Annotated in this window: 17 protein-coding genes; 10 read left to right on the forward strand and 7 right to left on the reverse strand. The window is 66.4% G+C overall.

The genetic code is table 11. The features are described from left to right. The 3 genes from XINFAN_RS21250 to XINFAN_RS22085 form a co-directional block, all read left to right on the forward strand. A partial coding sequence (locus XINFAN_RS21250; protein ID WP_233352466.1) for a hypothetical protein occupies nt 1–240 on the forward strand: 240 nt, incomplete at its 5' end. A 43-nt stretch (nt 241–283) separates the two neighbouring features. Further along, nucleotides 284–535, forward strand: coding sequence for a hypothetical protein (locus XINFAN_RS21255; RefSeq protein WP_124088841.1), 252 nt, complete (start codon nt 284–286; stop codon nt 533–535). Between the two features lie 55 nt (nt 536–590). Beyond that, complete coding sequence (locus tag XINFAN_RS22085) at nt 591–929, forward strand: hypothetical protein (protein WP_199286504.1); 339 nt, start codon at nt 591–593, stop codon at nt 927–929. Between the two features lie 231 nt (nt 930–1160). Here XINFAN_RS22085 and XINFAN_RS21265 read toward each other — a convergent pair whose 3' ends face one another. Further along, the gene (locus XINFAN_RS21265; protein WP_124088842.1) at nt 1161–1535 is read right to left on the reverse strand and encodes an ArsR/SmtB family transcription factor; all 375 of its coding nucleotides are present in this window, start codon (nt 1533–1535) and stop codon (nt 1161–1163) included. Between the two features lie 42 nt (nt 1536–1577). Between XINFAN_RS21265 and XINFAN_RS21270 the strand changes: the two genes are divergently transcribed. Genes XINFAN_RS21270 through XINFAN_RS21290 form a run of 5 tightly spaced genes read left to right on the forward strand, consistent with a single transcriptional unit; the run spans nt 1578 to nt 5364 of the window. Then, nucleotides 1578–2099 (forward strand): DUF6428 family protein, encoded by a 522-nt coding sequence (locus tag XINFAN_RS21270; RefSeq protein WP_124088843.1) that lies wholly within the window; start codon nt 1578–1580, stop codon nt 2097–2099. 5 nt (nt 2100–2104) lie between these two features. Further along, complete coding sequence (locus XINFAN_RS21275; protein ID WP_124088844.1) at nt 2105–2641, forward strand: arsenate reductase ArsC; 537 nt, start codon at nt 2105–2107, stop codon at nt 2639–2641. A gap of 9 nt (nt 2642–2650) precedes the next feature. After that, on the forward strand, nt 2651–3082 hold the full coding sequence (gene arsC / locus XINFAN_RS21280; RefSeq protein ID WP_124088845.1) for an arsenate reductase (glutaredoxin): 432 nt from the start codon (nt 2651–2653) through the stop codon (nt 3080–3082). Nucleotides 3083–3097: 15 nt separating this feature from the next. Then, complete coding sequence (arsB, locus tag XINFAN_RS21285; protein ID WP_124088846.1) at nt 3098–4189, forward strand: ACR3 family arsenite efflux transporter; 1092 nt, start codon at nt 3098–3100, stop codon at nt 4187–4189. Nucleotides 4190–4200: 11 nt separating this feature from the next. After that, a complete protein-coding gene (locus tag XINFAN_RS21290) occupies nt 4201–5364 on the forward strand; it encodes an MFS transporter (protein WP_124088847.1) in 1164 nt (387 codons plus the stop codon). Between the two features lie 52 nt (nt 5365–5416). Here the strand turns inward: XINFAN_RS21290 and XINFAN_RS21295 are convergent, their stop codons facing one another. Continuing rightward, nucleotides 5417–6484, reverse strand: coding sequence for a helix-turn-helix domain-containing protein (locus tag XINFAN_RS21295; RefSeq protein WP_233352468.1), 1068 nt, complete (start codon nt 6482–6484; stop codon nt 5417–5419). A 120-nt stretch (nt 6485–6604) separates the two neighbouring features. Between XINFAN_RS21295 and XINFAN_RS21300 the strand changes: the two genes are divergently transcribed. Beyond that, nucleotides 6605–7675 (forward strand): tyrosine-type recombinase/integrase, encoded by a 1071-nt coding sequence (locus XINFAN_RS21300; RefSeq protein WP_124088848.1) that lies wholly within the window; start codon nt 6605–6607, stop codon nt 7673–7675. A gap of 30 nt (nt 7676–7705) precedes the next feature. On the opposite strand, the gene XINFAN_RS21305 is transcribed toward XINFAN_RS21300, so the two are convergent. Both XINFAN_RS21305 and XINFAN_RS21885 read right to left on the reverse strand, forming a co-directional pair. After that, nucleotides 7706–8128, reverse strand: coding sequence for a type II toxin-antitoxin system VapC family toxin (locus tag XINFAN_RS21305; protein WP_124088849.1), 423 nt, complete (start codon nt 8126–8128; stop codon nt 7706–7708). Further along, on the reverse strand, nt 8118–8372 hold the full coding sequence (locus tag XINFAN_RS21885; RefSeq protein WP_160144703.1) for a type II toxin-antitoxin system VapB family antitoxin: 255 nt from the start codon (nt 8370–8372) through the stop codon (nt 8118–8120). Before XINFAN_RS21885 ends, XINFAN_RS21305 begins: the two co-directional genes overlap by 11 nt. A gap of 864 nt (nt 8373–9236) precedes the next feature. On the opposite strand from XINFAN_RS21885, the gene XINFAN_RS21315 reads away from it, so the two are divergent. Further along, nucleotides 9237–10121 (forward strand): ArdC family protein, encoded by an 885-nt coding sequence (locus XINFAN_RS21315; RefSeq protein WP_124088851.1) that lies wholly within the window; start codon nt 9237–9239, stop codon nt 10119–10121. Nucleotides 10122–10262: 141 nt separating this feature from the next. Here the strand turns inward: XINFAN_RS21315 and XINFAN_RS21320 are convergent, their stop codons facing one another. From XINFAN_RS21320 to XINFAN_RS21330, 3 genes are read right to left on the reverse strand one after another with little or no spacing between them, the layout of a single operon-like run. Then, complete coding sequence (locus tag XINFAN_RS21320) at nt 10263–10664, reverse strand: hemin uptake protein HemP (protein ID WP_148087165.1); 402 nt, start codon at nt 10662–10664, stop codon at nt 10263–10265. Nucleotides 10665–10672: 8 nt separating this feature from the next. After that, nucleotides 10673–11407 (reverse strand): hypothetical protein, encoded by a 735-nt coding sequence (locus XINFAN_RS21325; protein ID WP_124088853.1) that lies wholly within the window; start codon nt 11405–11407, stop codon nt 10673–10675. After that, nucleotides 11397–12131, reverse strand: coding sequence for a ParA family protein (locus tag XINFAN_RS21330; RefSeq protein WP_124088854.1), 735 nt, complete (start codon nt 12129–12131; stop codon nt 11397–11399). The genes XINFAN_RS21325 and XINFAN_RS21330 overlap by 11 nt, the downstream gene beginning before the upstream one ends. Between the last annotated feature and the right edge of the window lie 138 nt (nt 12132–12269).

Here is a 12269-nt window from a genome sequence, read left to right on the forward strand (position 1 = left end):
CACCATAGGAGGCCACAAATGGCGACATATCGGCTCGGCTCATCTTCCGCCGTTCACACCCCCGGCATCATCGCATGGGCGATCAACGGCTATCACTTTGAGCGGGACCGCGAGCAGCTTCTGACCATCGTTTCGAGCACCTTCACACAGGTGCCCGTCGAGGCTATCGAGCAGCTTCTGTCCAAGGCGGTGCCCTACACCGTCGAGGGCGAAACGGTCGTGTTCACGGTTGAGGGCTGACGCCCACCCCTCCCCCCCAAATTCGCACCACAGGAGGCCGGACATGGCTTTTCAGATTGTCCAGAAGATCGACGGCTGCCACACGACCGTCTTTTGCGACCGGATCGAGGAGGCGATTGACCGCCTCGGGCTGGCTGTCACCGGCGTCGAAACCCGCACCAGCCTGCGGCTCTGCCTGCAAGGCAAGCCCAAGCTGGCGGGCTTCGTCGGCCCCTGTTTCGGCGGCGTGACCGACGATGGCGTCGAAATCATCCGCTACGAGGACACCGAAACCTACCGGGACTTTTCGCAATGAAGCCGGTCACGGGCGGGGTGCAGCAGCCCCGCCCGCTGCAAGGGAGACAGGAACCATGAACGACTACGAACGCCAGTTGCGCGAGCTTTGGACCGAGGCCGGGGTTTCCGAAGAGCGCCAGAACCAGATCCTCGCGGAGATATACGCCAAGGCGCAGCCGGGTGCCATGGTCGGACCGTTCAGGATTCCCGGAGGGCGGGACACGGACCAGCCGCCCGAACCGGACCCGAAGCAACAGGCCGCGCTTGCCGCCTTCGCTGCCCTGCACGGCCACCTCTGGAAGGCAGAGCTTCGCCGCCAATGGGAAGCTGCCAGCGCCGAACCCGAACTGCATCGGCTGCGTAACACGCACGGCCCGACATGGCTGGAGAACTACCGCCTGACAATAGGTTGATGCGAGCCAGACCTTGGCCCCGCCTTCGTGCGGGGCATTTGCATGTCTGGAGGGGTCGCGGCCTCTGCCATCAGGTTGTCCTGCCTTCCTCGGGGCGCAAGCGCCTCGAGGAAGGCAGGACCGGCGCTACCCGCGCCGGGGCCGCTTTGCGGCGAGTGTCCGGCGACAGGTTAATTGTTCGATCGACAGCCTTTTTCCCCTTCGGACAGAGGAAAGCTACCTAGCTGGAGGTCAACGCTCAGCTGTTTGACCGCCACCCTGCTGGTCGATCATGCGTGTGTCACACACTACCGTTTCCTCCGCATCGACGCACAGGCCGATCTGCCCGGCGCAGCAATCCTCCATCAGGAACCGCACCAGGCCGTTCAGCGCCCCGAAATCGACGCTGTAGAGGATCGAACGGCTCTCGCGCCGTGAGGCCACCAGCCCGGCGCGCTCCAATTCCTTGATGTGGAAGCTGACGTTGGAGGCAGATACCCCCGCCTGGTCCGCGATCAGCCCGGCGGCCAGCCCCTCGGGTCCGGCGACGACCAGCAGGCGCAGGATGCGCAGGCGGGTTTCCTGGGACAGCGCGGCGAAGGCGGCGAGGGCTTGACGCTCCTGCATATTTCTACAATCCTAAAAGTGTCGAATCGAAAGGTATCGCAGATGACCATTCAAGGCAACCTCGGCGCGCTGACCGGCGCGGCCGACCCCGAAGACATTACCATCGGCGAGCTGCTGGCGGCACTGGACGGCGTAGCCGATCTACCACTGGTGTTCAGCTATGACGGCCGGGACGTGAAGCCCGGCTACCACGTCACCGAAGTCAAGGCTGGCCGCTTCGAGGCGCTGGACTGCGGCGCGAACCCGGAAAGCTGGACGGAGATCTTCATCCAGCTCTGGGACGTGAATGAGGACCGCAGCCATATGCCTGCGGGCAAGTTCGTGAAGATCATCGGAAAGGTGATCGAGCATGTCGATCTGGACCCCGGCGCGAAGCTGACCTTCGAGGTTAGCGACGGGGTGCAGCCGATGCAGCTTCACCGGGCTAGGCTGCCCCGGATCGAAGGCGGGCAGGTCCGCGTGGCGCTCTCGCCGCGACCGGCGAGCTGCAAGCCCCGCGACCGCTGGCTTCAGGACCAGAAGAGCTGCGCCGCCCCGGCCGGGGCGCAACCCTGCTGCGGGTGAACGCGATGCCGGACCAAACCTCGCGCGTGTTCAACGTGCTCTTCCTCTGCACCGGCAATTCGGCCCGGTCGATCATCGCCGAAAGCGTGTTGCGCCAGGACGGGGCCGGGCGCTTCCGCGCCTTCTCGGCCGGAAGCCATCCGAAGGCGGAAGTCCATCCGACCGCCTTGCAGGTGCTGGAAAACTTCCACTACCCGACCGATGGCCTGCGCTCGAAGAGCTGGGACGAGTTCGCCCGCCCGGACGCGCCGGTGATGGATTTCGTGTTCACCGTCTGCGACAACGCCGCCGGGGAGGTCTGCCCACTCTGGCCCGGCCAGCCGATGACCGCGCATTGGGGGATCGAAGACTCTGCGGCTGCTGTCGGCACCGAGCTTGAGCGCAAGATGGCCTTCATCAATGCGCTGCGCTACATGAAAGCCCGCATCGCGGCCTTCTCGGCTCTGCCGGTGGCCTCGCTGGATCGGTCGAGCCTTGCGACCAGGCTGCGCGAGATCGGCCGGGCCGAGGGCGCAACCCGGCCCCGGCCGGATGTGGCGTGAGGGCGGATCATGGATGTGGTGATCTACCACAACCCCGACTGCGGCACGTCCAGGAACACCCTCGGCCTGATCCGCAACGCGGGCGTCGAGCCGCATGTGGTCGAATACCTGAAATGCCCGCCGTCGCGGGAACTGCTGGTGCAGCTTGTCGCCCGCATGGGCATCCCCGTGCGGTCGCTCCTGCGCGAGAAGGGAACGCCCTTTGCAGACCTCGGCCTTGGCGATCCGGCGCTGTCCGAGGACCAGCTTCTGGATGCGATGATGGCGCATCCGATTCTCATCAACCGGCCCATCGTGGTCAGCCCCAAGGGGGTGCGGCTCTGCCGTCCCTCCGAGGCGGTGCTGGACCTGCTGCCGCCGCAACGGGCCGCGTTCTCGAAAGAGGACGGGGAAGCCGTGGTGGGGGCTGACGGCCACCGCCTGAAGCCCACCACAAGTTGACCGGAGACGAAGCCCATGACTGCCCACGCGCCGCCCTCACGGCTCTCTTTCCTCGACCGCTGGCTGACGCTGTGGATCTTCGCCGCGATGGCGCTCGGCATCCTGCTCGGGACGGTGTTCCCCGGCCTGCCGGGCGCCCTCGATGCGCTCTCGGTCGGGACCACCAACATTCCCATCGCCATCGGCCTGATCCTGATGATGTATCCGCCGCTGGCGAAGGTGCGCTACGAGGAACTGCCCCGCGTGTTCCAGGATCGGCGGGTGCTGATCCTGTCGCTGGTGCAGAACTGGATCATCGGCCCGGTGCTGATGTTCGCGCTCGCCGTGATCTTCCTGCGCGACCAGCCGGAATACATGACCGGCCTGATCCTGATCGGGTTGGCGCGTTGCATCGCCATGGTGCTGGTCTGGAACCAGCTCGCCCGAGGCGACGGTCAGTATGTCGCGGCGCTGGTCGCCTTCAACTCGGTGTTCCAGATCCTGTTCTTCTCCACCTATGCCTGGGTCTTCCTCTCGGTGCTGCCGCCGCTGTTCGGGCTGGAAGGCAGCGTGATCGACGTGAGTTTCTGGACCATTACCGAGGCGGTGCTGATCTATCTCGGCATCCCCTTCGCGGCCGGGTTCCTGACCCGGCGCATCCTCGTCTCCCGCAGGGGCGAGGGCTGGTATGAAACCTCCTTCCTGCCCCGCATCGGGCCGATCACGCTGGCGGCGCTGCTGTTCACCATCGTTGCCATGTTCAGCCTGAAAGGCGGCGACGTGGTGCGGCTGCCGGTCGATGCCCTGCGGATCGCGGTGCCGCTGGCGCTCTACTTCGTCATCCAGTTCATCGTCAGCTTCGCCATGGGGCGGCTGATCGAGGCGGATTATCCCCGCACCACCGCCATCGCCTTCACGGCGGCGGGCAACAACTTCGAGCTGGCGATTGCCGTCGCCATCGCCGCCTTCGGCCTGGCCTCCCCGGTCGCCTTCGCGGCGGTGATCGGCCCGCTGGTCGAGGTGCCCGCGCTGATCCTGCTGGTTCATGTCGCCTTGCGGCTGGGTGCCCGATGGTTTCCAGATGATGCAAAGGCCCGCGAGGCGACGGATATGGCGAAGGCAGGATGACAGCCGCTGGAATGCCAAGCGTCCGGCGCTGGCCGGTGATCTCTGCCCTCGGGATCGTCCAGATCTTCGCCTGGGGCAGTTCCTACTACCTGCTCGCGGTCTTCGCCGCACCCATTGCCGCCGATACGGGCTGGCCGCTGTCATGGATCGTCGGTGGCCTGTCCCTTGGTCTCTTTGTCGCCGGACTGGCCTCGCCCCGCGTGGGCGAGGCGATCCGGCGTCATGGCGGCAGGCCCGTGCTGGCGCTGTCGAGCCTCCTGCTCTCCGCCGGGCTGCTGATCCTTGCCACCGCGCCGGTGCTGCCGGTGTTCGTGGCGGGGTGGGTCGTTCTCGGGATCGGGATGGGCGCGGGCCTCTATGACGCGGCCTTTGCCACCCTGGGCGGAATCTACGGCCGCGAGGCCCGATCCGCGATCACCACGCTGACACTCTGGGGCGGGTTTGCCAGCACGGTCTGCTGGCCGCTGTCGGCACTCTTCATCGAACATCTGGGCTGGCGCTGGTCCTGCGCCGCTTATGCGGCGATCCAGCTCGGGCTGTGCCTGCCGCTGATCCTCTTCGTCCTGCCGGGGAACGGCCGCGCCGCTCCCGCCCCCGAAGATCGGCATGGCCCGATCCGGCTTTCCGGCCCGGAGCGGCGAGCCTATGTCACCATGATGGCGATCATGGTCCTGGCGGGCCTCTCCGTCACCATCGTTTCGGTCCATCTGCTGACCATGCTGCAAGGCCGGGGCCTGTCCCTGGCCGAAGCCGTCGCCCTCGGGGCCTTAATCGGCCCCGCCCAGGTGACGGCCCGGCTGATCGAGATGGCGAGCGGCGGACGGCATCATCCGATCTGGACGCTGGCCGGGGCGGTGGGCCTGTCCGCCGTGGGCCTGGTCATGCTGGCCCTCGGCCTGCCACTCGTCGGGGCTGCGATCTTCCTCTATGCGGCCGGGAACGGCATCTTCTCGATAGCCAGGGGCGCGCTGCCACTGGCCCTGTTCGGGCCGGACCGCTACGCCCCGGTGATGGGCAGGCTGGCGCGGCCTTCACTGGTCGCGCAGGCTCTTGCGCCAGCCTTGGGCGCAATGCTGCTCTCCGCTGCCGGGACCGATCTGACTCTGAAGGTGCTGGCGCTTCTGGCCGCTGCCAATGTCGCATTAGTTCTATTCCTGTGGAAGGGTATCGACTAAGAAACCATCCCGTCGGGTGTGGCGGGTATCCGTATCGCCCGACACCTAGTGATCAAATCTTCACCGTCCAGACCTTGAACCTTCCCTGCCCGGTGACTTCGCGCACCAGCTCGCGCTTCTCGAAAATCGCAAGGTTGCGCAGCACAGCCCTACGGGAAGCGCCGGTCTCGGTCACGAGTTGCGGAGCCGCGATCATCGGATGGCGCAGCAGCCCCTCGATCAGCCGTTCTGGCGTCCGCCCGGACAGATCGGCGGTCGCGGCCTCGGCCCGCGCGCGCCAGCGCCGCAGCCGGTCCATGGTCATCAGCGCCGACATCACGGCGTTGTGCGCGCCGGCGATCCAGCCTTCCAGTCGCCGCTCTGCGGGTCCAGCGAGCGTCAGGGCGCGCATTCCAGCCAGCGACAGCGGCAGAAATCCAGGTGCCGATCCTTCGAGCCCGAGACGGGCACCGAGCACTGCCGCCTCGATGTCGCGCAGATGCGGCGGGCGTTCATCGAGTGCGCGCCAGACATGGAACGCCGCGCAGCCGGTGGCGACCGGCCCCAACTCGCCCGGCGTCGGAAGCATGGCGGCGAAATCCTCGACCAGGCCGGAGGGAAGGGCGTCATCGAAGCCGAGATGGGCCGCGATCGCCGCCGCCCTCCCCTGCCCCGCCGGTCTCGGTGACGCCAGCCGCCGCGCGGCCCAGGCGTCGCGGATCAGCGCCGCGCTGTCCTCGCCGGTCGCGCCGATGCGCAGGGCCAGCCAGAGCGCGATCCGGTCCGGCGCGATCCGGTCGCCGGTCCACCAGCTCAGGGCGGCCGCCTCGGCCTGGGCCAGTCGCTCGCAGGCGTGCGGCCCCAGAGCCTCGACCCTCTCGATCAGGCGACCGAGATCGAGCGCCAGATCGGCGAGCGGCTGCGCCAGCGCCGCCTCCGCCGCGCGCCATTCCGCCGGATCGAACAGCGCCTGTCGCGATGCCCGGGGCAGCGGCGGCGCGAAGGGATCGGTGTCGTCGTTCGGGTCCGGCCCGGGCAGGAACCACAGATCGTCCTCGGACGGCGCGGCGTCATAGGGGCCGGTTTCGCCCTCTTCGGCGTCCGGCTCATCGGCCCTGATATGTGGGCGTTCGATTTTCACAGGGCCAAAATTAGCATATTATGCGCTTTACTGAACCAATTTTCTGGCGGCACCTCAACCTGCGATAATTTGCGATTATCGCAGGTTGACAGATCAGCCCGGAAGCCCCATCCTCGCGCCATGAAACCGCCAGCAAAACTCCGCAGCGCGCCCCTGCCCTCCCCTGTCGGCCTCTCCCAGTCCGACATGGACCGGCTGACCGAGCTTTTCGTGCGCGGGACGCCGGCGAACACGCTCCGGGCCTGGGAAAGCGACCTCGGCTATATCACCGCCTGGCGTCAGCACCGTTTCGGCGCCGGGCCGCACTGGCCCGAGCGCGAGGATGTGGCGCTGGCCTTCGTGCTGGATCACAGCCGCGATCTGGCCGAGGCCCCTGCCGGTGATGCCGCCCGGGCGGCGGCCGAGGCGCTGATCGCCGCCGGGCTGCGCCGCGGCCTCGCCTGCCCGGCCCCCTCGACGCTCGACCGCCGCATCGCCTCTTGGCGGGCCTTCCACCGGATGCGCAATTTCACCAGCCCGTTCGAGGCGCCGATCCTGCGCGAGACGCGGGCCAAGGCCCGCCGCGCGGCGGATCGCGCCCCTGCCCCGAAATCCGCCCATCCGGTCACGCGCGAGGTGCTGCATCAGCTCATGGACGCCGCCGGGCCGGGTCTGCGCGGATTGCGCGACCGCGCCGTCCTCGCCCTCGGCTGGGCCTCGGGCGGGCGGCGGCGGTCGGAAATCGTCGCCCTCGATGTCGATGACCTCGACCTGACGGCCTTCGATGCCGAGGGCCTGGTCTGGCTGCGCCTGCCCGGCACCAAGACCACGACGCGGGGCGACACGCCGCGCCTGGTGCTTCAGGGGACCCCGGCGCGGACACTGGTGGCCTGGATCGACGCCGCCGGGCTGACCTCCGGCCCGATCTTCCGGCGCATCACCCGGCACGACACCCTGGGCCGCAATCGGCTTTCGGCCGTCGGGGTGGCCGAAATCCTGCGCCGGCTGTTGCGCGACGCCGGCCTGCCGGCGGGCTGGGCTTCGCCGCACGGGCTGCGGTCAGGCTTCCTGACCCAGGCCGCGCGCGATGGGGCTCCGCTGCAAGCTGCGATGAAGCTTTCGCTCCATCGCTCGCCGCAGCAGGCCCAGAAATACTATGCGGATGTCGAGATCACCGAGAACCCGGCGGCGGGGCTGTTCGACGCCGGTTAGCGGACCGGGCGAGCCTGCCCGTCCTTGCGGTCACGCCAGATCGGTTTTCGAGAAATCCTCGCCCTTGTAGAGCAGCGGCACCCGGTAGTTCTTCGCCGCCGCATAGGCGAAGCAGTCGCCCATGTTCAACTGCGCGGGATGGCCCGCGATCTTGCCGTAGCGGCCCGCCGCCTCGCGGGCGAGCTTGCCGATCGCATCGCCCAGAAGCACGTCCTTGGCGCCGATTTCATGCAGCAGCTCATGCACCGCGACCTCTGCCGCTTCGAGATCTTCCGGGGTCATGGTCTGGAAGCCCCTCTTCCGCGAGGCTTGCACCGCCAACGAGACCACCGCCTCCCAGCGGGCGATCTGCGAACAGAACGCCTTGTCTGCCGCTTTCAGCGCCGCGATCATCGCCGTCGATTCCGGTTCGCGCTTCAGGATCGCCACGATGGCCGAGGCGTCAATGAACATCGGGTTCCCCGGAAAGCTCGTCCATCAGCGCCTTGTCGTCCCAGCCGTCCGGTTCGAGCCCCAGCGTTGCCGCGGCCTTCTCTTGGACCTGCGCAATGCGATTCGCCAGGGTCTCATGGTTCCGGTAGGCGTCGATCTGCGCCATAAGCGCCATCCGCACGGCTTCGGTCTTGTTCTTGCCGGTCAGCTTTGCGAACTTGTCGGCAAGGTCATTCACCTCGTCATCCCTGATGAACAGCGGCATCTGACCATCCTTCCGCCTATCTCTATAGCATATCCAAGATAGGCGCTTTTGCATATCTCCGCAATGGGCAAATCCCGCGCGGACGCACGGGACCGGGCTCCAGGCTTGGGCCGCCATGGGCGTCCGCGCGCCCCGAGCCTCTGGTCCCTCCCCTCCCTGCCGCCGGAAAGCGCCGGTCCCTGTCTCGATCCGAGCCAGCACACGGCGCGGCGGCATGGTCGGTCCAGTCCCGCCGTCTCGGCCCATTCGGGTGACGATCCCTTTTGCGACCCCCGCGCACCTCGCGCGGGTAGAGCTGCCCCCTTCTGCAGGGTCTGGCAGTTGTCCACCCCGGCCGGCAGGCCGGGGCTTGCAAGGGCCGAACCGGACGGCGCCCCCACAGCGCAAAGGTAGGTGAGGCCCTTGTGGTCAACTGCCCGCAGATGTGTTGCCCCGTGTAGAACGGCCCTCTTGGCGATCCGACGGCGGGAAGAAGATCGGATGTGATCCGCGCCGGGGCGCGCGGATCGTGGTCGAACCGCAGCCGTGCCGGAGGATCGACCGGGCCCTGCCCGGCTCACCCCCTGCCCGACGCCTTTCCTGTTTGGTGGATTTGTCCGCCACGCATCCGGCTGTCTGGCCGTCAAAGGGCAAGCGCCGCCGGTGGCGTCGTCAGGGTGCAGGGCCGTGTCCTCGCCTGCGGCTGCGGGCCGCACCACCCCAGCCCCCTGCCCCATGACCGCCAGCCATCCGGCCGCGGGTCGGGCTGCGCCCTCTCCGCTCTGCCTCCGGGGAAACATGCGTTTCCCGAAGTCAGTCCGGCGAGGCGCTGCCCATCGGCGGATCAGGGCAAAGACCCTCCGCCCCCACCATAGGAGGCCACAAATGGCTGAGAAATTCGACGTTCACGCCTATGTCACGGATGCGATCATTGCTGCGATGGAAGCGAGCACCGCGCCGTGGCGCCAGCCCTGGACCGGAGAAAAGACGGGTGCGGCTTTCCCCCTGCGCGCCAACGGGGAAGCCTATCGCGGGATCAATGTCATCATGCTTTGGCTGACAGCGGTCCAGAAGGGATATGCGTCGCCCTACTGGTTCACCTTCAAGCAGGCGAAAGAGCTTGGGGCGCATGTCCGCAAGGGTGAGAAATCGACCACCGTGGTCTATTACGGACAGGCCGAGCGCGAGAGCGAGGACGGGGAGGAAGTCAGGTTCAGCTTCGCCAAAGCCTACCGGGTTTTCAACGCCGAGCAGATCGAGAACCTGCCCCCGGAATACTACATCGAGAAGGCGACCGAGGCCCGCGACCTCGGCACCGCGCCCGATCCCACCCTTGAGGGCTTTTTCGCCAATGTCGGGGCGCGGATCGAGACGAGCGACGAACCGCAAGCCTATTACCATCCGCAGCACGACCACATCCACATGCCGCCGATTGCGACCTTCCATTCCGCGAACGGCTACTATGCCACCCTGGCCCACAAGCTGACCCACTGGACCGGCCACAGCAGCCGCTTGGACCGCCTGAAGAAGGGCCGGGACCGGACCGCCTATGCCTTCGAGGAACTGATTGCCGAGATCGGGGCCTGCATGGTTTGCGCCCATCTTGGCCTTGTGCCCGACTTCGAGCAGTCCGCCGCCTATGTCGAAAGCTGGTTGCGGGCACTGAAAGACGACAAGCGGCTGATCTTCACCGCCGCAAGCGAGGCTCAGAAGGCATATGACCTCATCACCCAGAGGGCAGAGCGGAACCCTTCCACTCTGGCGGCATGACGGAGGCCGGAAAGCAGCAGGAGCCCCGCCAGCGATGGCGGGGTTTTTCATGGAGGTGATGGCGGGAAGATTTTCGAGCGCCCCACCCTGTCGGGCGCGGCGCTCGAAAATAGGGCCTGTCCCGGCACGCTGGGACAGGCCCTATGCGCTGCATGAAAAGGCCGCCGGCCCTTGCAGGTCCAGCGAATACACCGCGCCGCCATGCTCGATCTGCACCGCCCCTTCGGCGCCGAGCAGATCGAGCATGGCAGACCACGCCGGCGCATTCGGTCCGATCCGTCCGCGGAACGCCGTCGCTTCCAGCGACGTTCCCTCAGCCTTGAAAACGACCGGCCCGCTGGGGGCACCGGCAGCGCCAAGCTGAAGCTCGATGCCGGAATTGTCCGATCCATAGACACGGGCGGGGTCGCAGATCACATTGACGGCGATCCCGCCTGCCCCGCTGGCCTGGTAGAGATCGAGGCCGCGCATGGTTGAATGCGACCAGCTATCCGCATGGGCTATGGCAGGCACAACCAGCAATGCCGCAACCAGTTTCTTCATGGGCAAACCTACTTCCCGAGTTGCCTCGCCGTGTTCAGGATGTGGCTCCTGAACGCGGGCACGGCTTCGTGCCGGACAAGGAGCCCGTCGCTGTAGGCGCCGAGCTTGTCATACTTGGCCCGATAGCGTGCCAGAACGGCGGATGACACCGGAAAGATCAGGTCGGCGCGGTATTTGCGCACGACCTTGCCGGCCGGTTTCAACTCGGGTTCCTGGGCGGGGTCCAGCGTCAGCATCGGCGCATCGAACTCCCGGATCAGTTTGCGCATGAGCATTTCCGGGGTTACGCCCCCGATCTTCTGCGCTTCTGCTTCGAGGAAAGCGGCATCCTCGTCGGACAGGAAGATTGCGACTTTGACCTTGGCCGTATCGGCCTTGCCGCCCGCATTTGCAGTGGTTCGAGTGGCCGCCCTCTTCGGGGGCTTCGGTTCCGCGGCGATCCGTGGTGGCGCAGACCTTTCTGGCGAAGCCTCGCCCGCAGGTGGCTCAGGCCGTTCCGGCGCGGGCGACGGTTCCGAGATTTCAGCGGCGGTCCCGGCATCCCCGGAAGGCGGGGCGACAGCAGGCACCGGCGGATGCGCGGTTTCGGTGTTGAGCAGGTCCATCGCCTTCGCGTCGGGCGCTTCCGTCTCTCCGCCGGTGGTTAGCTTGGGCGGCAGGCCATCGGTCGGAACCGGGATGGAGCGGCGGGCTTCCATCCGCTCGCGACGAGACCGCCCTGCCCCTTCGAGTTTAACCTTCATCGGTGAACTCCATCACTTCGTTGAAGATGTCTACCGCCTCGCTCAGCGTTTCCTCGATGTTCTTCACTTGCAGCCTTTCCGCCGGATTTTCCGCGATCCGCTGCCGCAGCACATGCAGGAAACCCTCTTCATCCATCTTGATGTAGCTGGCCCGGGCGACGAGGACGGTAGGCACAATCGGGAACTGGCTCGCAATCTCCGCGACGGATCGTTCCTCGGCTTTGGATCGCTTGCCATTGGGCGGAACGCGCGTCAGGACACAGGCTAGAGGCGGAAAGTCATCCGGGTGCATCTCCCGAAGATCCTCGTAGAAATCCAGCGTCTGGAGCTGGATTTCTATGTCGGTCGGTGTGGGCATCACTGGCATGATCAGCCGATCGGCTTCACGCATCACCTTGCCGGTCCATTCGGTCAGCTCGCCCTTGGTGTCGATCAGCACCAGGTCGGTGTCGCCGGCCTCGTATAGCTCGTCAACGCGGGCCGCAAGGGCATCCGCATCATGTTGGACCTCGATATGGAACCGATCCTCTGGCAGCGCCCCACCGCCGTTCTTGCTGACCCGTGCATACCACCTCGAAAAGGCTGATTGCGGATCGGTATCAATGACATGGACTCTTTGCTTCGACGCGAGAGCGGCCGAGGCTAGAACCCTGGCCAATGTCGTCTTACCGGCCCCGCCCTTCTGTCCGACAATGGCGATTGTCGTCATGTTCTCGTTCGGCATGGTTGATCCTTCTCGATAGTCTTTTCGTTGTCTGTTGGCCGTTGGCTCGCGCCTATTGTCTTTTGAGTGTTGATCGTTGGCTTTTGGGTGTCGGCTGTTGACTATACCGCTGTGCCGCTCGATCTTGCCTGTTGCCTG

Origin of the sequence: Pseudogemmobacter humi (assembly GCF_900609055.1) — a bacterium.
Lineage (GTDB): Bacteria > Pseudomonadota > Alphaproteobacteria > Rhodobacterales > Rhodobacteraceae > Pseudogemmobacter > Pseudogemmobacter humi.